Annotated in this window: 25 protein-coding genes; 11 read left to right on the top strand and 14 right to left on the bottom strand. The window is 68.8% G+C overall.

The annotated features are described in order from the left end of the window. Positions 1–60: 60 nt before the first annotated feature. Positions 61–894, bottom strand: coding sequence for a hypothetical protein (locus ACFFIC_RS14610; protein WP_377051541.1), 834 nt, complete (start codon positions 892–894; stop codon positions 61–63). Positions 895–1189: 295 nt separating this feature from the next. Between ACFFIC_RS14610 and ACFFIC_RS14605 the strand changes: the two genes are divergently transcribed. After that, on the top strand, positions 1190–1630 hold the full coding sequence (locus tag ACFFIC_RS14605; protein ID WP_377051539.1) for a hypothetical protein: 441 nt from the start codon (positions 1190–1192) through the stop codon (positions 1628–1630). Positions 1631–1784: 154 nt separating this feature from the next. Here ACFFIC_RS14605 and ACFFIC_RS14600 read toward each other — a convergent pair whose 3' ends face one another. Together ACFFIC_RS14600 and ACFFIC_RS14595 are read right to left on the bottom strand one after the other, a co-directional pair. Further along, positions 1785–2165: a DUF1622 domain-containing protein gene (locus ACFFIC_RS14600; RefSeq protein ID WP_377051537.1), complete on the bottom strand. Its 381-nt coding sequence runs from the start codon at positions 2163–2165 to the stop codon at positions 1785–1787. Positions 2166–2332: 167 nt separating this feature from the next. Further along, positions 2333–3163, bottom strand: a complete 831-nt coding sequence (locus tag ACFFIC_RS14595; RefSeq protein ID WP_377051535.1) for a restriction endonuclease — start codon at positions 3161–3163, stop codon at positions 2333–2335. A gap of 253 nt (positions 3164–3416) precedes the next feature. Between ACFFIC_RS14595 and ACFFIC_RS14590 the strand changes: the two genes are divergently transcribed. The 3 genes from ACFFIC_RS14590 to ACFFIC_RS14580 all read left to right on the top strand — a co-directional run bounded on the left by ACFFIC_RS14590 (position 3417) and on the right by ACFFIC_RS14580 (position 5871). Next, entirely contained in the window at positions 3417–3638 is a 222-nt protein-coding gene (locus tag ACFFIC_RS14590) for an H-NS family nucleoid-associated regulatory protein (RefSeq protein WP_377051533.1), read from the top strand. A gap of 1082 nt (positions 3639–4720) precedes the next feature. Then, positions 4721–5416 (top strand): DUF433 domain-containing protein, encoded by a 696-nt coding sequence (locus tag ACFFIC_RS14585; protein ID WP_377051531.1) that lies wholly within the window; start codon positions 4721–4723, stop codon positions 5414–5416. After that, a complete protein-coding gene (locus tag ACFFIC_RS14580; protein WP_377051529.1) occupies positions 5413–5871 on the top strand; it encodes a PIN domain-containing protein in 459 nt (152 codons plus the stop codon). The genes ACFFIC_RS14585 and ACFFIC_RS14580 overlap by 4 nt, the downstream gene beginning before the upstream one ends. Before the next feature lie 1339 nt (positions 5872–7210). Here the strand turns inward: ACFFIC_RS14580 and ACFFIC_RS14575 are convergent. Both ACFFIC_RS14575 and ACFFIC_RS14570 read right to left on the bottom strand, forming a co-directional pair. After that, positions 7211–7483 carry a hypothetical protein gene (locus ACFFIC_RS14575; RefSeq protein WP_377051527.1) on the bottom strand — a complete coding sequence of 91 codons (273 nt, stop codon included), beginning with the start codon at positions 7481–7483 and terminating at the stop codon, positions 7211–7213. 1428 nt (positions 7484–8911) lie between these two features. Beyond that, complete coding sequence (locus ACFFIC_RS14570) at positions 8912–9292, bottom strand: cupin domain-containing protein (RefSeq protein WP_377051525.1); 381 nt, start codon at positions 9290–9292, stop codon at positions 8912–8914. Positions 9293–9429: 137 nt separating this feature from the next. On the opposite strand from ACFFIC_RS14570, the gene ACFFIC_RS14565 reads away from it, so the two are divergent. Both ACFFIC_RS14565 and ACFFIC_RS14560 read left to right on the top strand, forming a co-directional pair. Further along, positions 9430–9909: a disulfide bond formation protein B gene (locus ACFFIC_RS14565; protein WP_377051523.1), complete on the top strand. Its 480-nt coding sequence runs from the start codon at positions 9430–9432 to the stop codon at positions 9907–9909. Further along, positions 9906–10502, top strand: a complete 597-nt coding sequence (locus ACFFIC_RS14560; RefSeq protein WP_456306936.1) for a demethoxyubiquinone hydroxylase family protein — start codon at positions 9906–9908, stop codon at positions 10500–10502. The genes ACFFIC_RS14565 and ACFFIC_RS14560 overlap by 4 nt, the downstream gene beginning before the upstream one ends. Before the next feature lie 26 nt (positions 10503–10528). On the opposite strand, the gene ACFFIC_RS14555 is transcribed toward ACFFIC_RS14560, so the two are convergent. From ACFFIC_RS14555 to ACFFIC_RS14545, 3 genes are all read right to left on the bottom strand, one after another. Next, a complete protein-coding gene (locus ACFFIC_RS14555) occupies positions 10529–11218 on the bottom strand; it encodes a hypothetical protein (RefSeq protein WP_377051521.1) in 690 nt (229 codons plus the stop codon). 62 nt (positions 11219–11280) lie between these two features. Beyond that, entirely contained in the window at positions 11281–11877 is a 597-nt protein-coding gene (locus ACFFIC_RS14550) for an HNH endonuclease (protein WP_377051567.1), read from the bottom strand. Positions 11878–12109: 232 nt separating this feature from the next. After that, positions 12110–12790, bottom strand: coding sequence for an alpha/beta hydrolase (locus ACFFIC_RS14545; protein ID WP_377051519.1), 681 nt, complete (start codon positions 12788–12790; stop codon positions 12110–12112). A gap of 44 nt (positions 12791–12834) precedes the next feature. Between ACFFIC_RS14545 and gluQRS the strand changes: the two genes are divergently transcribed. Beyond that, complete coding sequence (gene gluQRS, locus ACFFIC_RS14540) at positions 12835–13704, top strand: tRNA glutamyl-Q(34) synthetase GluQRS (protein WP_377051517.1); 870 nt, start codon at positions 12835–12837, stop codon at positions 13702–13704. A gap of 13 nt (positions 13705–13717) precedes the next feature. Here the strand turns inward: gluQRS and ACFFIC_RS14535 are convergent, their stop codons facing one another. After that, positions 13718–14593, bottom strand: a complete 876-nt coding sequence (locus tag ACFFIC_RS14535) for a PhzF family phenazine biosynthesis protein (RefSeq protein ID WP_377051515.1) — start codon at positions 14591–14593, stop codon at positions 13718–13720. A 44-nt stretch (positions 14594–14637) separates the two neighbouring features. Continuing rightward, positions 14638–14955, bottom strand: a complete 318-nt coding sequence (locus tag ACFFIC_RS14530) for a DUF2306 domain-containing protein (RefSeq protein WP_377051565.1) — start codon at positions 14953–14955, stop codon at positions 14638–14640. Between ACFFIC_RS14530 and ACFFIC_RS14525 the strand changes: the two genes are divergently transcribed. Continuing rightward, positions 14917–15228, top strand: a complete 312-nt coding sequence (locus ACFFIC_RS14525; protein WP_377051563.1) for a TetR-like C-terminal domain-containing protein — start codon at positions 14917–14919, stop codon at positions 15226–15228. The genes ACFFIC_RS14530 and ACFFIC_RS14525 overlap by 39 nt on opposite strands. Here ACFFIC_RS14525 and ACFFIC_RS14520 read toward each other — a convergent pair. The 3 genes from ACFFIC_RS14520 to ACFFIC_RS14510 form a co-directional block, all read right to left on the bottom strand. After that, positions 15225–16040, bottom strand: a complete 816-nt coding sequence (locus tag ACFFIC_RS14520) for an ABC transporter substrate-binding protein (protein WP_377051513.1) — start codon at positions 16038–16040, stop codon at positions 15225–15227. The genes ACFFIC_RS14525 and ACFFIC_RS14520 overlap by 4 nt on opposite strands. Before the next feature lie 62 nt (positions 16041–16102). After that, a complete protein-coding gene (locus tag ACFFIC_RS14515) occupies positions 16103–17080 on the bottom strand; it encodes a tripartite tricarboxylate transporter substrate-binding protein (protein ID WP_377051511.1) in 978 nt (325 codons plus the stop codon). A 109-nt stretch (positions 17081–17189) separates the two neighbouring features. After that, positions 17190–17501 (bottom strand): 4a-hydroxytetrahydrobiopterin dehydratase, encoded by a 312-nt coding sequence (locus ACFFIC_RS14510; protein ID WP_377051509.1) that lies wholly within the window; start codon positions 17499–17501, stop codon positions 17190–17192. A gap of 51 nt (positions 17502–17552) precedes the next feature. Here ACFFIC_RS14510 and ACFFIC_RS14505 point away from each other — a divergent pair, with 51 nt between their 5' ends. The 3 genes from ACFFIC_RS14505 (at position 17553) to ACFFIC_RS14495 (ending at position 19946) form a co-directional block, all read left to right on the top strand. Further along, positions 17553–17960, top strand: coding sequence for a metallopeptidase family protein (locus ACFFIC_RS14505; protein ID WP_377051507.1), 408 nt, complete (start codon positions 17553–17555; stop codon positions 17958–17960). Positions 17961–18288: 328 nt separating this feature from the next. Beyond that, the gene (locus tag ACFFIC_RS14500; RefSeq protein ID WP_377051505.1) at positions 18289–19062 is read left to right on the top strand and encodes a histidine phosphatase family protein; all 774 of its coding nucleotides are present in this window, start codon (positions 18289–18291) and stop codon (positions 19060–19062) included. After that, the gene (locus ACFFIC_RS14495; RefSeq protein WP_377051503.1) at positions 19059–19946 is read left to right on the top strand and encodes an NAD(P)H-hydrate dehydratase; all 888 of its coding nucleotides are present in this window, start codon (positions 19059–19061) and stop codon (positions 19944–19946) included. The genes ACFFIC_RS14500 and ACFFIC_RS14495 overlap by 4 nt, the downstream gene beginning before the upstream one ends. Before the next feature lie 4 nt (positions 19947–19950). Here ACFFIC_RS14495 and ACFFIC_RS14490 read toward each other — a convergent pair whose 3' ends face one another. Then, positions 19951–20565, bottom strand: a complete 615-nt coding sequence (locus ACFFIC_RS14490; RefSeq protein WP_377051501.1) for a LysE family translocator — start codon at positions 20563–20565, stop codon at positions 19951–19953. Positions 20566–20609 lie beyond the last annotated feature (44 nt).

Below are 20609 nucleotides of genomic sequence, written 5' to 3'. Positions count from 1 at the left end.
CCATTGTCGTGGAGGTCCCGCCAGACGCCCTGCCCGTGGCCCTGATGGCAAGGCCCGGAGCTAGTTCCCGAGGGCGAACTGGACGGCAACCGAGATCTGGAGCGCGGGGGTATCGCGGTTCAGCCCTGCGCCTCCGGCCAACCCGACCACGGCGCCGTTCGGCAGGCGGTAGCGGAACCCGGCCTGGAGCAGGCTGAAGTCGCGGTCCCCACGCTCCTGCTGCGAGAGAGCGTAGGTGAGGACGAGAGCAAGGTCGCTTGTGAGGGCCTGGCCAATGGAGGCGTTGAAGAGGTAGCGGTTGGTCCGATCCCCGGGCTGCGGATCGATGCGGGTGGTCCAACCAAGGTTGGCGTGGACCCCGAGGGGCAGGCGCCCGGGTCGGAAGGTCTTACCGACGAGCGCCACGCCCTCCGCCTCGTAGGCGGTGCGGCCGGGGCCGTAGATCGTGCGGACGCGGCCGAGCAGGCCGACCGCAGGGGTGGCGCCCCGGTCCTCGGAGAGCTGGTAGAGGAGGCCGAGGCCGCTGGTGCCGCCAGCACGGGCGCGCTCGCGCTCCTCCTTTTGCTGCGGCAGGGCGTCGCCGTCGTTGAGGTCGACGGCGGTACCGAGGCGGCGCCGGGTTTCGAGGTTGCCGTAGGCGCCGGTCTGGCCGAGGCGGAGCTCCAGCCGGGGAAGGACGCCCATCTCGTACTCAGTCTGGATCGCGCCGGTGTCGCGGATCCGGCCCTGGCGCGCGCGCTCATAGGCGCCGACGAAGCCGATCTCGGCGGTGCCGGGGGCAGCAGCGATGGGATCGGTGATCTCGAACGGGTCGTCGGCGAGCTCGATCGGCTCGTCCTGGGCGGCGACGGGGGTGGCGGCGAAGAGAAGGAGAGCGAGGACGCGGCGGGACATCGTGCCTGCCCTTAGGCCGGGCAGACGCGGGGCGCCAGGGCGAGGCGCGCGGGCGCCCAGTCAGGGCTCGTGCTACTCGCGGCCGCTTCTCCGAATGCTCCACTCGGAATTGGCATGCCGCTTCCACCTAAACCCTGTCGTGTGTCTTGGACAAGTCAGGCCTCCATGAGCCCCGTCCAGCTATCGAGGGACATCACCTCTCTCCCGCCCCCTGGACTGAACTATCCCGGCACAGTGCCGTTGCGACGGGCAGCACGGGATCCAGGCAAGGCTCTGCCCGGCGTCGGGAGAAGGCATGGACAGAACCGGCAAGGCGCACGCGCTCGCCTGGGCGCTCGCGGTGGCCCTCCTGGTCGCGAACGTGGCGGGCTACGCCTTTGACCTCTATGCCGCTTTCTCGTGGTTTGACCGGGTGCTTCACGCGGCCACGATCCTGGCTTTGACCTTCTGGCTTGCAGTGATGGTTCTCGGCGACGGCGTCCGAACGGGGCGGGCCGTCCTCTTCGTCGTGCTGATGGCCTCGGTTGGCGTTGCCATCGGCGCGCTCTGGGAGGTGGCAGAGTGGGTGTTCGACCGCGTCGCCCCTGGGAACGTCATCAAGGGCAAGGACGACACGGTGCTCGACATCGTCATGGACACGATCGGGGCCTTAGCTGCCGCGGCCCTTGCCCTGTGGTTCCGGCCAAAGCCAGCAGTTCCCGCGACGATGGTAGGGGGTACCCACGATGTTCGCTGAAGCCACCCTGGTATGAAACCGGCTTGGCTGCAGAACGGGTCACAATTCTGCCCACCATTGTTGGCGCTTGCCGATAATAGTGGCCATCGTTATAAGGAGCGAGGTGCGTCCCGCAACCTAGCGGACCTTGTCGGCCGGGGTGGATCGACCTTGATCACTTCGTAGAGGACCGCTCCGCAAGCACGTTCCCTTGCCTCCTCCGCTCCGCCTCGTCCGCGATCTCCCGCTGGAGAAAGAAGTTGAGCAGCGTCCGGAGCGCCGCGATGGCCGCGAGCTTGCCGATCTCATCCCAGCTTGGCGCGATGGCAGTCCGCAGGATGTCGGCGGCTAGCGTGAACTCCAGCGCAACCGCCAGCCACCGCGCCAGCCGCAGGCGCACTCCCTCCTTTTCCGCGTCTGGTAAGGCCGGGCGTCCGAAGAATATCCGAACAGTCCGCCAGGTCGCCTCCAGTGCGGCCAGAGCGATTATCCCGGCGGCCGCGGCCTCGACGCCTACTGCTACCCAGGCGCTCCACGCCTTGAACAGTTCCTCCACGGGTCGCCCTTCCACGTCCACGCCCATTGCGCAACATGGCCGTAACGCGACCCGTGCCCTGGTGGTGCGTGCACCAGCAGGAACTCGTTAGGAGTGGCTGGCATTGATCTCCCGGGTGTGAGGCAGCCACGTCGGCGTAGAAGGGGTCACCGTCGTCATGCAGAACCCTATTGTTGCTTGAATAGTTCTCCGAGCGGGTTGAAAGGACGTCCGTTCTCGGATGCCTTTCTAACCTTCCGGGACAGCACCTCACCAAGCGGAATACGCCGGTCCAGCATGTCCCGGATCTCCCATCCAGTCATAAGCACAACGGCCTTGCCCCGGCCAAAGGCGTGTAGCCCGACGTCTGTGAACCCCTCGAATGCTACGAACAGCCCCCGCGTCCACGTAGCCTTATCTCGAACCTTCCCGTCGAAGGCGTGTAGGTCACCAACTCCGGTGGGAGCCCGCTCGTACTTTGCCTCGACCAGATACACCTCGCCGAGGAACACAAAGGAGCCGTCGATCTGCTCCCCCAGGTTTCGGAAGGGCTCGTTCGGGGCCATGCCGCTGCACCGGAATAGGCGCGTTAGAAACTGCTCGAAGGCATATCCCCGGGCCTGCGGCGCCATATCTCGAATGGTAAGAAGCTGCTCCTTCAGCAGGTCCTGCTCATAGCCTTCGGGGGGTACGGGCAGCACGGGCGGAGCAACCGTTGTCTGAGACGCACCCCTGAGGCGTTCCAGAAGGGCCAGAAAGCGTCCCTCGGCATTCGGCACGGGGTCCGTGCGTACTGAGCGGATCAGGAACTCGGAGCGGTTCAGCCACAGGGCTTCGAGCGCACGGATCGCGGTGGCATCGTCCACCAGGCTCAAGACCGCTCTGAGGCGCTTTCCCTTTGAGTCCCCATCCATGGAGTAAGCAGGGGCCTCGATGTCGATGCCGAGTTCGCCAAAAAATGCTTTGAACGTCCGATTGGAGAAATCGAGGACGTATCCCGCCCCAAAGGCGAAATCCACGAGGTCATCGACCAGCTTGATGTCGGCGGCCTTCAGCGAACTCAGGATACCTACCCCTCCACCTAATCGGTCACCCTATTCTCTCCTGGCCAGGCGGACAGGCAAGGGCGGGGGGCATCCCCACCTCCTCACGTTCTGGCTGGCCTCATGAACTGCAGACTGCGTCAATGTCCCCTCATGGAGATGGACTGCACCAAGCATTCGGCTTTCGCATGACCGGCACGCTCTCCTCGGTGGGCGGCAAGCACGGTGGATGGCTGGACACCGTGCTGCTACGGCGCTCGTTGGGCAAAGGGGACGAGCCGGGGTGCCGCCGCGCACCAATGTACGCAAGCCTCGTAGCGATCTGGGCCAGAAGGTCGCGGCAAAGTATCGGGGGCCGGACGGTGGTACCTGGTCGGGGCGCGGGCGCAAGCCGGGTTGGCTCACCCAGCTCGAAGCTCAAGGGCGACACCAATCCGAGTTCGCTGTGTAATCCTCCAGACCTCCGTAGGTCGCCATCTATATGGCCTAGTGACTGGACGCCAATACCAACGCGATCCCGGCTTCGGGGGCGCGGATCAGCTGATCAAGATTATCTCAACTGATCGGTGCGAACTCCCCAGAAGATGTCGTGCCCATCCTGAACGATAGTCGTGGCAGATAAGCGATGGTGGCGGTGGCCAAGGAGGTCGATGGGAACGAGGCACTCATCTCGATTTCATCGGAGTGAGAATGGGCGGCTCGGTTGGAAGCTCCTCGTCGACCTCCTCGCCTTCCAGGAAGCACATGCTGGCATGGCGACAATCAAGGAGGCGATCGCCTACTGGCAGGCGGCTTGACGCTTTTTCCCCCAGGCGACTATCAGCACCAAGTCCGGATGGTTCCCTACGGCTCTCTCTCATGAGCCAGAGGCGAGCTCCTGAGCGGAACTATCAAATCGTAGAAGCCACCACGGATGCCAGTAAGGCACCTCGCACGGTCTGAGGATGGTAAAATCCTCAATGGCTTCCCCATTGTCGGACCGCTTTGTGAACGCTGCCGTCAGATCACCCTCTCTTCAACACGACAGCATCCACCCAGACAAAGAGGTGATGAATGACGGGGGGGGCACCAGGGGCGAGCATCGGCGGCAGTGGCGTCACCGTGCCGCAGAGGTGGTGAGCGGAGTGATGCGGTAAGGGCGTCGGGCCGGAGGGAAGCTTCGTCCGGGCCTACGTTCAATGTACACACTCGACCCTTCCAATCGGTGTGGACCACGCCGAGACTCCGGCATCGGTGGAGACCGTCATGGACAGGAGCATGAGCGCGCACATCACCATCGAGATAACTCGGCGGAATGATGAATCGGCCCGCGTTGTCGTTTGGGCTGGCATAAAGGTGGAAGTCGAACGCGGTTGTAACCCGGTGCCATCCGGATACCCTGTGACACCTCTTTTCACCCTGGCGGAAAAACCCGGAGCGTCGGGGCCGAACCCTGGACGGACGGTGGTTCCCAGATGTGACCGCCGCGGGCGCCACCAGCATTGACGTTGGCCTAACTCAACCCCATTGTGGAGTTGAGTTAGGGAGTTTCACATGCAGCACCAGCAGAAAGGACATGTGCGGGTCGGGGATCTCCGCCGTGTAAAGGTCACCCTGCCGCAGGCAGCCAGCATCCTGCATGTCGATGTAGGTCAGATTCGCAAGGCCATCGACCGCCAGGAAATCACGGCGACCTACGCATTCGTGGGGAACCGAAAGATTAGGGTCCTGGACGGCGTCGACTTGCTTTACCTGCGCCTGGGCCGCTCCTTGAAGGTCGGCATCCGCAGGCCGCTCTACAAACGTCTGAAGGGAGCCCCTGAGCAGGAGACCCTCGACAAGCCATTCACCATTGTGCCTGCCGAGGCAGGGCGTGGTCTGGTGGACAACGCAGTCGTCCAGGTGTCCGGAGAGGCAGCTGAGACCCTGAGAGGGATCTCGGCTGCTCAGGAGGCTGCCGGTCTCATTGACGATGCAGGCAACATCGCAGGAACGCGGGTAGAGGCTCATCGGGTGGCTGCCCTCATCTCCGGTGGGATGAGCGCCGATGAAGTTCTCGAGGACTACCCCAACCTTGGGCGCCTTCAGATTGATGCGGCGGTCGGCTACGCGGCGGCGAACCCGAAGCAGGGCAGGCCCTATCCTGGTAGAACTGTGAAGTCGGTCCTGCGGGGGGGAAGCGGCGGTCTTGCCGCAGCTTTTGCGCTCTCTCGCGACGGGGAAGAAGGGTTTGGTGAGGGGGCCGGGTGACGCGCTTCCTCCTTGACCGCGATGTCCTCAGCCAGCTCGATCAGCCCGAGAACAAGCGGCATGTGAACGTCAGGAAGTGGTTTCGGACCGTTCCGGACAACGATCTCTACATGAGTGCCGTAACTGTAATGGAGGGGTGGTACGGGAAAGCCAAGGCCAGGAAGGGGGCAGCGGGTTCTCCAGAGAAGTTGGCCAACTGCGAGCGTTTTGACGCCGAATACCAGTTGCTGCTTTCCGCCTTCCAGGGGCGGATCATCCCAGTGGATGAAGGCGTGGCAAAGATCTGGGGACAGCTACGGGCAGCGAAAGATAACCACGTCTGGGACCTGTCATTGGCCGCCGCAGCCCGTGAGAACAGCATGGTCATCGCGTCTCGCAACCTGGCAGACCTGGTTGGTCGGGGTGCTCGAGTTCTGGACCCGTTCAAGGAGCCGTTTAGGATCGTCGATCCCTAATGGTTCAGGGGTAATCGTCATCACCGCGTCCAGGCCGCCAGCCGGAGCTCTGGCTATCCTGGTTTCAGGGGACGCCTTCCCAGGTCCACGGTGTCTGGCGCGGGATGGGGGTCACAGAACAATGGACCGGCCGCAGCCAACAGTTCTGCGGCAACCCACGCTACCTGTTGCCAGTCCACCATGATGGCCTCGTCGAGCAGGTCGCGTGCGACTATTCCAGTACGCTCTTCCGGCGATGCGCCAAGGGCAGCCGAGAGCATCTCCGCAATCTGGATAAGCCCAGTTAGTGAGCTGTCATCTGAAAGAACGGATCCAGGTCCGGACATGTGGGCGAGCTACATCCCGGGCGCGGGTTACAGCCTTGGTGGTGACAATCCGGCTATGCTGGGCGGAACCATCTCCGGGCAATGGGGCCGATCCCGATGGCTGGCTTCCATTCTCCGGCACGTCGTCTAGCCCGAACTAGTGTTGTCGGTGGGGACCTGGGCAGGCCCAATCGAAAATATGGGCGAGAACGCGGATGGTCCGTTCAAGGTCCTCCCGCGTCCTAATTGGGTGTGGCGTGGGTATCCACTACGGCCGCAAGCCCTAGGCGGGCCTTCTTCCAAATACGACGGCGCAGATCCGGGTCCCGGATCCCCGCGAGGACGGGAAGGGGCGAGCTCACCCGCAATCGGTCCATGGTCTCATCTCGGCGGGTAAGGAGATGACGAATCTGCTGCAGATCGTTCTGTAACAGCCGGTCCCATTCGTCAGCGCTTCCGAGTGCTCCACCTCCAGCCAGGGCATCCCTGATCCGCTGCCGGGCCTCAGCTAGCAGAGCAGGATCCGACACAAGGCGACGCGCAATCATGCGGTGCATGATTAGCTTCGCCCTGTCGTTCACTCGTTCTGCGTTGACCGACCTGGACACTGACTGGGCCTCTCTCCTGCCGACTTGGATGCAATAGTATGTAGGCTCCTCTGGCGCTGCCAAGAGGAACATTGCATCACATGTGCCCTATCATAGGCATAGAAGCGCCGCCGGGATCACCGACGGCGCTTCCGTTTCCGTGCGCGGCCTATCCATCCCTGGGGTCCGCCCAAGGAGACTGCATGCCTTTGAAAGGTGCCGTCAACAGCGCTGGTGGCCGGAGTTCCATACCTGTTTAGAGGCCAATCCAAGGTCAACGTTTTCCTGACCCCTGGATCGGTCGCCTGGCTGGGTAACCGAGATACCACGCCAGCGGTGACCTCTGGCGTGGTCAAGGCTGTTGGCTCCCACCACATGGAGCTGCAAGGGGTGAAACCCAGTCGCCGTTTCCAGAGCGCAAATCAGGGAAAATGTGGCCGGAAACACTTAGAAGGAGAGGAGGCGCCTTAGAACCGCGAGTTCTTCCTTATCAGTTATTTCGAGCAAGTCCTCAGAATAGGCATTCTCAAACATGCCTAGGCTTGCGCTGTGATCCGCCCACGCGTCGATGTCCTCATCGCTGAGCGGCGTAAGCCACTGGCTGACATCCACCCCTTCTAAAGATGCATCATTTTCAGCAGTTTCAGTTTCTGTGTGACCAATGGATTCCGGATGTTCGTAGATAACCTCATCGTGAATCCTGTTCCGTGCTCTTTCCACGCTGTCCGGGCCTCCTCACCCTGCTCAAGGAACTCACGTATGTACATTGGATCACCCGGGGGCTTTCCGCTAGGGTTCCGAAGATATGGCGGTAACCTGAGCCATATTTCTCCCGGAATAGGTCCGTCGAAGCCGAGCTTGGGCCAAACAACATGGCCAACGAACCGGGGGTCGTCATTGCCTCGCACCATCGCAACTATCTCTCGAACGTTGCATCCAGCAGCAGTTCGAACCTGCAACGCAAGCGCCAAGCTGGAATAACCGCATCCCCTCCATGTTTCTCTTAGATCAACGACCTGATTCACAGAGGCAAAGTCACCTGCCTTCCGCTGAACGAGATGCCTTCTTGTGTTTGTGCGCTGTAGACGTTGGTTCTCGGTCTCAAAAAGAATAGAGGTAAAACTTTGGACGCCAATCTTGACGGATGAGCGGGAGACATAGGTCTGGCTTTCATTGCAAGCCCAGGCTAAACGAAAGATCTCCTTGCTGGTGAGGAGGTGTTGATCGAGCCGAATTTCCCGGTCCAATCCGCCCAAGTAAAAAACGGATTCTTCTGCATCAGCAAATAATTCTAGCACTTCGCTCGGTTTGCTCGAGGCGTTCGGCGGATTATAAACGGACATACTGCGCCATCCCGTATCGATCGGCGTCCTTGTTGGGCCGAGCACTACAAGCTGCCCCCAGCGATAGAGGCTGCCAGGCGGGGGCATCGACGCCTACCCATCTAATCCTCCGCCGCACTACCTAAGCCATCCGCCAACTTGAACGCCGACGCCGAAACCCGGTGATCGTTCGCAGTTCCCGACTGAGGTCCACCAAGCACGACAGGAAACCGGTCACGTCATCGGACGGGTGATGCCTGTCATAGTAAATCGAGACTTCCGTGCTCTCAGAAGGGGCATCCCTCCTGCCTGCGATTGCACTCGCGATGTCGGGGATGTCGCTCTTCAAAAGAGGTCTCCACCCGCGTCGGAGTCGCCGCTGCTGTGTCCCTGGCCATCGGCACAGCGGCTACTCAGGCCACCCTTGAGGCAGCGGCGTCCGTGCTATGCGCCGGTTGATCCCTCCGGGTCGGTGTTGGGCGTCGGCACCGACTCTCGTCCCCCTGGAAGAAGAGCGCATTCCATGGTCGAGAATGTGATCCGCAAATCCGTTTCTGTGCCCTGTATCCCGGGGGAGGCGACGCATCGCGGCGCCGGGGGCAGAGCCCCGACATCGCGGTGTGGTAAGTTTACCGAGGCTGGCGAGACGGCGTACCTTGTTGTATTTAAACAGGGTTAAGCTGTTTGTCCGCCGAGATCGGTAAGGTTTTACCCCGGGGACCGTGTCTACCGTTCCGCCACACCCGCACGGGTCGCGGCGCGCCCTGGGAAGGGCCGCGCTGCTGGATGCCACGGCGGGCACCGCCCGTCCAGAAGGCGCGCGCGATCAGGCCGCGGGCGCATCGGCCTCCGCGGTCTGGAAGGCGGCGGGGGAGGTGACCTCGAGCATCTCGAGGTCGTCCGAATGGGCGACCTCCCGATGGCGCATGCCGGGAGGCTGAACCACGCTGTCGCCGCGCTCCAGCAGCACCTCGCCGATGTCCTCGTACTCGAAGCGCACCCAGCCCTGGAGCACCAGGACCAGCTGGAAGCCGAGGTCGTGGGTGTGCCAGGCGGGCTTGGGCCCTTCCCCGGGCACGGCGCGGATGATGTGGGCGGCGTGGCCTCCGCCCGTTGCCTCCCGCGCGCCGAGGTCGCGATAGGCGAAGAAGCCTCTCAGGCCCGCGTCATAGGTGGCGTTCTTCGCCTTGCTCACGGTGGTTCGCATGGGTTCCCTCCTGCCTGTTGCGCCCGGCCACCGGGCCGGCACCTGCGCCCGGCCGCTTCGCGAAATGCGGCCATGCGTGGGCGGGGCTTGCCGGCCCGGTGGCCGGGCGCCAGCCTGCCGCGCAGGATGAGCACCCGATGAGCACCCGGCAACACGCCACGATCGCCGCCCTCCTGGCCGCCGCGGCGCCGCTCGTGGCCCTGGCCTCGGAGCGGTTCGGAGAGATGGCGCCCTGCGCGCTCTGCCTGTGGCAGCGCTGGCCCTACTGGGTGGCGGTTGTGCTGGCGGCGCTGGCGGCGGGGCTGCGGTCCCGCGCGCTGCTGTCGCTGGCCGGGGCGGCGGTGCTGGTGTCCGGGGCGATCGCGGGGCTGCATGTGGGGGTGGAGCAGGGTTGGTGGCCCAGCCCGCTGCCCTCCTGCGCGGCGCCCACCGCAGGGACGGGGATGTCGGTGGACGACCTGATGCGGAGCCTGGCCGCCAGGCCGGCCAAGCCATGCGACGCCGCGGCCTACCTGATCCCGGGGCTGGCGGTCTCCATGGCGGCGATGAACCTGATCTACGCGCTTGTGCTGGGCGGGCTCGCGCTTAACTGGGCTCGCAAGGGGACCGATCGATGAGCCAGGCCAGCAACGACGCGATGGGTGACGGGATGCGGACCGGACGCGGCACGCTGGAGGGGCGTCTGCCGGGCGACCCGACGCCGCGCGACTACGTGGCGCGCACCATCCGGGTGGACCATGCCGGGGAATACGGCGCCAAGCGGATCTACGAGGGGCAGCTCGCGGTGCTCGGCCGGACCAAGTACGGACCGGTGCTGGAGCACATGAAGGCGCAGGAGCAGGTGCACCTGGACACCTTCGCGGAGTTGATCGGGACGCGCCGCGTGCGGCCCACGGCGCTGCTGCCGATCTGGCACGTGGCCGGCTTCGCGCTGGGGGCGGCCACCGCCCTGATCGGGCATCGCGGCGCCATGGCCTGCACGGTCGCGGTGGAAGAGGCCATCGACGAGCACTATGCCGCCCAGCACGCGACGCTCGGCGACGACGAGGCCCCGCTGCGCGACAAGATCGAGCGCTTCCGCCAGGAGGAGCTGGAGCACCGCGACATCGGCCTGGAGAACGAGGCGGAGCTGGCACCGGCCTACAAGCTGCTGTCGCGCGTCATCAAGGCCGGGTGCAAGGTCGCCATCAAGGTGAGCGAGCGGATCTAGCGCGCCGCGGCACCCGGACCGCCGCCTCAGGTCCGGAAGGTCGGCCCACCCGGGGAAAGCATCGGGCGCGGAAGCGCCGGGGCACGGCGCGGTGGCGCGGGGGGCACGGCGGCCGGCAGGGGCAGCGCTTCGTCGGCCCATGGATCGGCCAAGCCGGACAACGCCCCGAACAGGCGCAGCGTGACGGCCAGGAGGGGATCGCGCGCGCCGTTGCGGGGTTCCACCGATTCGGGCGCGATCATGGTCACCACGAAGACCCGGCGCTCCAGCATGGCGGCGCAGCCGAGCTGGCGGCGGGGAACGTCGCCCCGGACCTGCACGTCTAGGCAGCGCGCGGCCGGCCCGGCCTCGGCCAGGCGGGCGCCGAAGTGGCGAAGCGTGGCGTTCTCCCGGCGGGAGGCGGCGTCCACCAAGGTCGCGCGGGCGAAGACCTCCATCGCGGCGCTGACCTCCGGCCCGTCCTCGCCGTCGCGCGCGTCGGACCGGCTGCTCGGCGGCATGGCGAGCACCGAGGCGGAGGCGCGGTTGGCGTGGTCGAAGCGGGCGACGAGACCGGAGCCCCTGGGGATCTCCGGACGCGTCTTGTGGAAGCCGGCGATCTCCTCCGGCAGGCGGGCAAAGGCGTCCCCGGTGGAAAGGCCGGCGGAGGAACGCCCGCCGCAGGCTCCAAGCAGAGGCAGAAGCGCGGCGAGGAGCGGAAGGGCCCTGGGCAGCATGGGCCGCATTCTAGCGGGGTCGCCGCGAGAGGGAAAGAAAAGGGCCCAGGGCAGGAGCTTCCTCAGCTTTCCAGTTCGCTGTCCCAGTAGAGATAATCGCGCCAGCTTTCGTGCAGGTGGTTGGGCGGGAAGCCGCGGCCGTTCTCCTGCAGCTCCCAGGAGGTGGGCTGGCGCGGCGGCTGGCGCGGGTGCATGCCGATCTCCCGCGGAAGCTTCGATCCCTTGCGCAGGTTGCAGGGGCCGCAGGCGGCGACGACGTTCTCCCAGGTGGTGCGGCCGCCGCGGCTGCGCGGAATGACGTGGTCGAAGGTCAGGTCGGGGGCAGGGCGGTCGGCGCCGCAGTACTGGCAGGCGAAGCGGTCGCGCAGGAACACGTTGAAGCGGGTGAAGGCCGGGCGCCGGGCGGCGGGGATGTATTCCTTCAGCGCGATCACGCTGGGCAGGCGCATCGTCAGGCTGGTGGAGTGAACCTCCGTCTCGTACTCGTTCAGCACGGAAACGCGGTCCAGGAACACGGCCTTCACGGCGTCCTGCCAGGACCAGATCGAGAGCGGGAAGTAGGAGAGCGGCCGGAAATCCGCGTTCAGCACCAGGGCGGGATAGCCACGGCCCCCCGGTGCGTTGAAGGCGGCGGCGTTGAACGCGGGGAAGTCGCCGATGCCGCCGATCTCGGCACCGCCAATCTGGGAACCTTCTGGCACGCGCTGCTCCTTGCCGGAGGCGCGGCTTCACCAGTCCTGGGGCTCCGCCGGGCGGTCGGGCCCCAGATCAAGTGGCGCCGCCCCGAACGGGGGAAGGATGGCAGGGGGGCGCAGGGGGTGCAACTCATCCCCCATCCGGCTTCACGGGACCGTCACGCCGCCGTTGCGGAAGGTGGCGGTCCGGGCCGATTCACGGCTCCGGAAGGCCTGCCGCGGCGCGCTGAAGGAAGAGGGCGCCGGCCGCGAGCCCGGCATCGTCGATGCCGTGACCGAGTCGGGGGGAATACACGGCCTCCACGGGAACGCCGGCGTCGCGCAACTCGCGCTCGGCGACCCGGCTGCCCGCCACCGGGACCACCTCGTCCGCCTCCCCGTGCACCAGCAGCACCGGCGGGCGCCCGCGCAACTCCGCGCCAAGGGAGGCCGGACCCAGCAGGATGCCGGAAAAGGCCAGGATGGCGGCCGGTGGCGTCGCGCGGCGGAGGCCGCAGAAGAGGGCCGTCATGGCGCCCTGGCTGAAGCCCATCAGCATCACGTTGGTCTCGGGGATGCCGGCGGCCCGACATTCGCGGGTGATGGCGGCGTCCAGCGCGGGCACGGCGGCGCGCACCCCGGCCTCCATCCGCGCGGGGTCGCGGTCGGTCAGGCCGAACCATTGCCGGCCGAAGGGTGCGCCCTGGTAGGGGGTGGGGGCGTGAGGGGAGATGAACAGCGCGTCCGGCACGGCCTGGGCCCAGCGGGGCGCGAGGTCGATCAGGTCGTTGCCGTCGGCCCCGAGGCCGTGCAGCAGGAAGACGATCTGCTTGATCCTTCCCTTCGAGGCAGGGCCCCAACGCGGCCCGTCCAGGGACGCTCCGTCCAGATCCGGCATGATGCTTCCCTTGCGTGTCCTGCCCCGCTAACCCGGCCGGCGCGATGGCAGCAAGCCCCCCGATCCCCGCGCCGCTGGCCACGCGCTTCGCGCCGAGCCCGACGGGCTTCCTCCACCTGGGCCACCTGCGCTCCGCCCTGTTCGCATGGCGGGCGGCGCGGGAGGCGGGCGGGCGGTTCCTGCTGCGCATCGAGGATATCGACGCCACCCGCTGCCGGCCGGAATACGCCGCGGCCATCCCGGAGGACCTGTCCTGGCTGGGCCTGGGCTGGGATGGGCCGGTGCGCGTGCAGTCCGCGCATCTCGCGGAATACCGGGCGGTGCTGGAACACCTTTCGGCACGCGGGCTGCTCTATCCCTGTTTCTGCACGCGGGCGGAGATCGCGCGGGAATGGGCGGCGATCGGCGCGGCGCCGCATGGGCCGGAGGGCGTGCCGTATCCCGGCACCTGCCGGCGGCTCTCCGCCACGGCCCGCACGGCGCGGCTGGCTGCCGGGGAGGCCTATGCGCTGCGCCTGGACATGGCGGCGGCGCTGGCGGAGGTGAGCGGACCGCTGTTCTTCGAGGAGGTGGGGGAAGGTCCGGTCCGCTGCGACCCCGCCGCCTTCGGTGACGTGGTGCTGGCCCGCAAGGACACGCCGGCCTCCTATCACCTCTGCGTCACGCATGACGACGCGGCGCAGGGCGTGACGCTGGTGACGCGGGGCGAGGACCTGAAGCGCGCGACGGAGCTGCACCGGCTGCTGCAGGCGCTGATGGGCTGGCCCGTGCCCTTCTACCGGCACCACCCGCTGCTGCTGGGCCCGGACGGGCGGCGGCTGGCCAAGCGGGATGGGGCGGTCGCGATCCGGACCCTGCGTGCGTCGGGGATGGGGCCCGCCGCCCTGCGCGCCATGGCGGGGGAGGAGGGCTGAGGCGCTCCCGGCCTCACAGGGTCGCTTCCCCCCGCAGCACCGGCACGCAGCCTCCGCCCACCGTCGCGCGGATGCCGTCCGGCCCCCGCCGCGCCGTGGTGCGCAGCAGGCTCGGGCGGCCCATCTCAACGCCCTGGATGATGTCGAGGGCCGCTTCGCCGGCGCCGGAAAGATGCAGGAGAAAGCCGGCCAGGGGCGTGGCGGCGCTGCCGGTGGCAGGGTCCTCCGGCGTGCCGGTGACGGGGGCGAACATGCGGGCGCGGACCCCCGCCCCCTCGCGCCGGTACAGGTAGAGCGAGATCAGGCCGCCGAGTTCCGCCGGGTGCGCGGCGAGGGCGCGGCGAAAGGCGGCCACATCCGGGGCGGCATCGGCAAGGCCCGCCGGTGTCACCTCCACCAGCAGGCGGTGGTTGCCGCCGTCGGAGGCGAGCGTCGGCGGATGGCGGGCGGTGAGGATCTCCTCCGGCGCGATGCCGGCGCAGGCGGCGGCAACGGCGGGGGGCAGCGCGGCCCCGATCCGCAGGGGCTGCGGGGCCGCGATGGTGGCGCCCTGACCGTCCGGCGCCAGGCGCACCTCCACCAGCCCCGCGATCTGCTCGAAGCGCAGGATTCCGCCCACGGCCCGGTCTGCCAGCACGAATCCCGTGCCGACATTCGGGTGGCCCGCGAAGGGCATCTCCGCGGTGCGGTGGAAAATGCGCACGCGGGCGGTGTTGGCGGGGTCCTCGGGCGGCAGGACGAAGGTGGTTTCGCTCAGGTTGAACTCGGCGGCCAGGGCCTGCATCTCGGCGTCCGACAGGCCCCGCGCGTCGGGGAAGACCGCCAGCGGGTTGCCGCCGAAGCGGCGGTCGGTGAAGACGTCGACGGTGACGAAGGGGAAGGTTCGCATGGCGCGATCCTGGCCCGGGGCTGGCCGCGGCGTAAGGGGCGGGCTCAGCCGAACAGCAGCCGGTGGGCCAGCCGCCCGGGGATGAGCATGGCGGCGGCGCCCGCGACGTAGAGGCTGCCGCCGGCGATCAGCATGAGGCGGCGATGGGAGGCGATCCGGCCATGCCGCGCCTGGAAAACCGCCCGCGCGACTGTCAGCAGCAGGGCGATGGCCAGGACGTGCAAGGGGGAGGGGCCGTGGCGCGCCACGAACAGCGCGCTCAGCGCGGCGCCGCAAAGGCCGAGCGCGGCGAGGCGCCCCCAGAGGCGGTGGCGGCGGCGGGGATGCCCGGGGCGCCGCTGGACGCCATGGGGCTTGCCTATGTGGAGTTCGCGCTGGCCCGTCCGGCGCGGTTCCGGCTGATGTTCGGGCCGCTGGCGGCGCGGGCGAAGGATGAGGGCCTGGGCGAGGCGCGGGGCGCGGCCTTCGCGGCGCTCTCGGCCGTCGCCGGGTCGCGCGCGGCCTCGCTGCGGGCCTGGGGCCTCGTGCACGGCCTGGCCATGCTGCTGCTGGACGGCGCCCTGCCGGCGGAGGACTCGCGGGCGCTGGTGCGGGAGGTGCTGGGCCTCGCGCCCGGGGAGGCGGGGGCGGCCTAGGGCGCGGGCGGAGCCACCGCCGCGTCGCCCTGGCCGCTGGAGGCGAGGGCCCGGGCGACCATGCCGGAGGCCTTCATCTCCTCCACGAAGGCGCGGACGAAGGGCAGGCCGGCGTCGCGGCCGGAGGGGATCCCGACCGCCTGCTCGATCACCATGAAGCGGCCCGGGATCACGCGGACCTCTGGATGGGCGCCCGCATACTCCACCAGGGGCTGCTTCACCCCGGCGGCGGCCTCCAGCCGGTCGCGCAGGAACAGGGCAATGGCTTCGGGGGAGCTGGGCGCGCGCACCAGCTCGGCGTTGCGCAGCGCGCGCGTGAGATAAAGGTCGTAGGCGCTGCCGCGGCCCACGGCGACGCGGGTGCCCTGGCGGTCCACCTCCTCCACGCTTTGCAGGGGGGAGGCCTGGGACACCATGTAGGTGCCCTCGATCACCACGTAGGGCGCGGTGAACAGGATGCCCTGGGCACGCACGGGGTCGCGCGCCAGGAAGGCGACGTCCCAGGCGCCTTCCTTGTTCGCATCCGTCACCTTGCCCGCGCTGTCGAAGGTGATGAAGGAGACGGGCACGCCCAGGCGCCGCCCGAGTTCCGTGGCCAGTTCCGCCGAGACGCCGCGGGGCGCGCCGGTGGCGGGGTCCGGCTGGGCCAGCACGGTGTTGCCGAAGTTGATCGCGGCCCGCAGCGTGCCGCCGGGGGCGAGGGTGCGGACCACCTCGGCGGAGGCGGGCGGCGCGGGCGCCTGGGCGGCGGCGGGCGCAGCCATCAGCGCGAGGCCCAGCAGGGCAGGGGCGGTGGGCAGCGCATGAGCCATGGCGTGTCGTTCCTCCCGTTTCCCGGCAGGCTAGCACGCGGCATCGTCGGGCGCGCCATGGCTCAGCCGGCCGCCTGGGGCTGGATGCCCGCGCGGCGCGCGGCATCGCCCCACTTGTCCAGCTCGGCCTGCACGAAGCGCCGCGTTTCGGCCGGCATCGAGCGGGTGACCTCGGCCCCCAGCGCCGCGTGGCGGGCGGCGATCTCCGGGCGCATCACGGCCGCGCCGCAATCGGCGGAAAGCTTCGCGAGCAGCGGCTCGGGGATATTGGCCGGGCCGATCACCATGCCCCAGGTGGAAGCCTCGAAACCCGGCATGAAGGCCTCGCCCAGGGTGGGCACGTCCGGCAGCTGCGGCGCGCGGGCGGCGCCGGTGGTGGCGATGGCCTTGAAGGAACCCGACTGGACATGGGCGAGGGCGGCGGGAACGGTGTCGAACATGACGTCCACCCGCCCGGCCATGATGTCCGGATGCGCCTGGGTGGAGCCGCGATAGGGGACGTAGGTCATCTCGATCCCCGCGCGCTGGGCGAAGAGGATCGGTGCGAGGCGCACCACCCCGCCCGTGCCGGCGAAGGTGACCGGCGGCGCGCGGGAATCCTTCGCGCGCGCCACCAGCTCGGCCGGGGTGGAAGGGCCGAAGGTCTTGCCGGCGACGATCACCAGCGGCGTGCGCGTGGTGAGGGTGACGAAGGAGAAGTCCTTCATCGTGTCGTAGGGCAGCCGGTAATACGCCGCGTTCACGGGGTGTCCGACCGAGACGAGGGCGAGGGTGTGGCCGTCCGGCGCCGACTTCGCCACCACCTCCGTGCCGATGATGCCGTCCGCCCCCGCGCGGTTCTCCACCGGCACGGGCTGGCCCCACTGGGCCGCGAGCGGCTCGGCGATCAGGCGGGCGGTGATGTCCGACACGCCCCCGGGCGTGTAGGGCACGATGATCCGCACGGGGCGGGTGGGGAAGTTCCCCTGGGCGCGCGCGGCAAAGGAGGTGGCGGCGAGCAGCGCGGGGGCGGCGAGCGCGGCGCGGCGGGTGATGGGCATGGCGTTCCTCCTCGCCGCCTCGGCGGCTTTGGCGCGGAGGCTGCCCCTGCCGGACGCCGGGCGCAACACCGGCGTGCCCCCGGCGCGGCATCGGCGCGCCGGCGGGGGTTCACGCCTGGGTCATGGCGTCCGGAGGCAGCAGGGCGTCGATGGCGGCGGCCATGGCGATGTCGCGCTCGCTCAGCCCGCCGGCGTCGTGGGTGGTGAGGGCGATCTCCACCCGGTTCCACACGTTGGACCATTCGGGATGGTGGTCGTGCTTCTCGGCCAGCAGCGCCACGCGGGCCATGAAGGCGAAGGCCTCGGAAAAGTCGCGAAAGCGGAACGCGCGGGCAATGGCGTCCCGTCCTTCCTCCATGGCCCAGGCGGGGAGCAGCGCCGGCAGGCTGGCGCGCCGGAGGGGCGAAAGGGGCTCTGCCATGGGCGGACGGTTCCTGCTTGACGGGGAACCCCCTTATGGCCCCCTTCACGCATGCCGAACACCGAAACCCGCTGGGGCACCCCGCCCTCCGCCGAGGACCTGGCCGAACTGGCCGAGACCGCCTTTGCCGCCATTCCCCAGGCGCTTCGCGAGGCCGTGCGCGGCACCGCCATCCTGGTGGAGGAGGTGCCGGACGAGGAAACGCTGGCGGCGCTCGGCCTCGATCATCCCTGGGAGCTGACGGGGCTCTACCGCGGCACGCCGCTGACGGAGAAATCCGTGCTGGACGCGCCGGGCCCGCCCGACACCATCCTGCTCTACCGCGAGCCGATCCTGGTGGAATGGGTGGAAACGGGGGAGGACCTGTTCCGCCTTGTCCGCAACGTGCTGATCCACGAGATCGCCCATCACTTCGGCTATTCGGAGGAAGGCATCGAGCGGTTGGAGGACGAGGAATAGGGCCTCGCGCCCCCGGTGACCTGGTTGCCGCCGGGCACCGGATGGTACCTCAGGCCCGGCGGGCTCCCGGCACGGATCCGGCCGCCACGGGCTCGTTGATGTTCCGGAACCCCGCGCCGTCCGGCCGGGCGAGTCCGGGAACCTGCACGGCGGGGGATCATGGCGCCGGGCCCGGGCCGCACTTCCAGGGCCCCGATGCTGTGGTGCGTGACGACCGCTCGTCCCGGCTCCGCGCAAGCAGGGCGGCCGCGGCGGGGATGCGGCGCCGGGAGGCCCCAACCAGCCCGCCGCCCTGGCGTTGGGCTCCGGAGAGAGGACCGACCTGCCCATGCCCCATGCTTCCCAGAGATGGCCGGACACCCTTTGGATCGTCCGCCATGGCGAGAGCGCCGGCAACGTCGCGCGCGACGAGGCCCACCGCGCGGGCGCGGCGCGGATCGCCATCGGCGGGCGCGACGTGGACGTGCCGCTGAGCCTGCTGGGGCAGGAGCAGTCGCGCTCGCTGGGCCGCTGGTTCGGCAACATGCCGGAGGAGTCGCGGCCCGAGGTGGTGCTCTGCTCCCCCTACCATCGCGCGCGGCAGACGGCGCACCTGATCCACGAGGCGGGCGGGCTGCCCGTCGCGCCCGAGGACTTCCTGGTCGACGAGCGCCTGCGGGAAAAGGAGTTCGGCGTGCTGGACGGGCTGACCACCCGCGGCATCCGCGACGTGATGCCCGACCAGGCGGAGTTCCGCCGCATCCTCGGCAAGTTCTACCACCGGCCGCCCGGGGGTGAGTCCTGGTGCGACGTGATCCTGCGACTGCGCTCCGCGCTGGACACGATCAGCCTGCACCATGGCGGGCGGCGGGTGATCGTGGTGGGGCACCAGGTGGTCGTGCTCTGCCTGCGCTACCTGCTGGAGAACATGACGGAGGAGCAGATCCTGGCGGTGGACCGGGAGGGCGACGTGCCGAACTGCGGCATCACCGAGTACCGCTTCGATCCCACCGTGGGGGCCACCGGATCGCTGCGCCTGTCGCGCTACAACTTCGTCGCGCCGCTGGAGCGCGAGGGCACGCCGGTGACGGCCGAGCCCGACGCAAAGGAGACTGCACCTTGACCGCCATCGGCCCGGCCTGGCTGCGCGCCCATCCCCTGCCCGTGCCTGCGGCGGACGACGACAAGTCCCAGCGCGGCACCGTTCAGGTGGTGGGCGGCTGCTCCGAGGTGCCGGGGGCGGTGCTGCTGGCGGGGGAGGCCGCGCTGCGGGCGGGGGCGGGCAAGCTGCGGCTCGCAACGGTCCGCTCCGTGGCGCTGCACCTGGCGCTGGCCATGCCGGAGGCCCTGGTGATCCCGCTGGACGAGACGGAGGAGGGGAGCATCGTGCCCGGCGCTTCCGCCGCCCTGCTGGCCCGCCGGAGCCCCTGCGCCGCCTTCTTGCTGGGGCCGGGCCTTTCCAACGACGGGGCGGAGGCGCTGATCGACGCCCTGCTGGACGGGCTGGAGCCGGGACCCGGCATCGTGCTGGACGCGGGCGCGCTGAGCGGTCTCGCCGCCCGGCCCGGGGCGGTGCGGCGCCATGCCGGGCGCAGCGTGGTCACGCCCCATGCGGGGGAGATGGCCAGCATCCTCGGCATCCCCAAGGAGGAGGTTTCGGCCGATCCGCTCTCCGCCGCGCGCCGTGCGGCTGACCTGCTGGGCGCCGTGGTGGCGATGAAGGGTTCCCTGACCTGGGTGGTGGCCCCGGGCGGGCAGGTCCTGTCCTGCGACCACGGGCTGGTCGGGCTGGCCACCTCCGGCTCGGGCGACACGCTGGCCGGCATCGTGGCCGGGCTGCTGGCGCGGGGCGCCGATCCCGTTCAGGCCACGGCCTGGGCCGTCTGGCTCCATGCGGAGGCCGGGCACCGGCTGTCGCGCCGGATCGGCCCTCTGGGCTTCCTCGCGCGGGAGCTGCTGGCGGAGGTCCCGGTGATCATGGCGGACCTCGCCGCGCGCGAGGGCTGAGGGCTCAGCGCGTGGCAACCGCCACGGCGGCCCCGGCCATCACCGCCCCGGTGCCCCGGTTCAGCGCCCGCACCGCGCGCGGCGAGGTGAAGAGCCGCCGGGCACGGGAGGCCGCCAGGACATAGGCCGTCAGCACCGCCGAGAGAATGGCGATGCTGACGGCCGCGATCTCCAGGAAGCCCTGCAAGGAAAGGGTTTCCAGCCGCACCACCGTGGGCAGCAGGGCGAGAAAGAACATGATCACCTTGGGGTTGCCGACCGTGACGGACAGGCCCGCGAGGAAGAGCCGTCCGCCGCCCTCGGCCCTGGCGGTGCGCGAAAGCGCCGTGGCCGCGGCGGGCGCCGTCCAGAGCTTCCAGGCCAGAAACAGAAGATAGGCCGCGCCGGCATAGCGGACCGCCGTGAACACGGGGGTGAAGCTCTGCGCCAGGATGGAGAGCCCGGCGGCCGCGATCGTGAACCAGAGCAGGTCCCCCGCCACGAAGCCCGCGATGAACCAGGGCGCCCCCGCCGTGCCCCGGGCCAGCACGCGCGCCACCAGCGCCGCGATGCCCGGTCCCGGCGTGGCGGTGGCCATGAGATAGGTCGCGGCGAAGACGAGAAGGCCGGAAAGGGACATGCGCGGTGCATCCAGGAACCGCCGCAGCATCGGCCCGGCCGGGC

Source organism: Muricoccus vinaceus (assembly GCF_042433125.1).
Taxonomy (GTDB): Bacteria; Pseudomonadota; Alphaproteobacteria; order Acetobacterales; family Acetobacteraceae; genus Roseomonas; species Roseomonas vinacea.
Note: the sequence above shows the minus strand (reverse complement) of the source record. Positions and strands in the feature narration are given on the sequence as shown.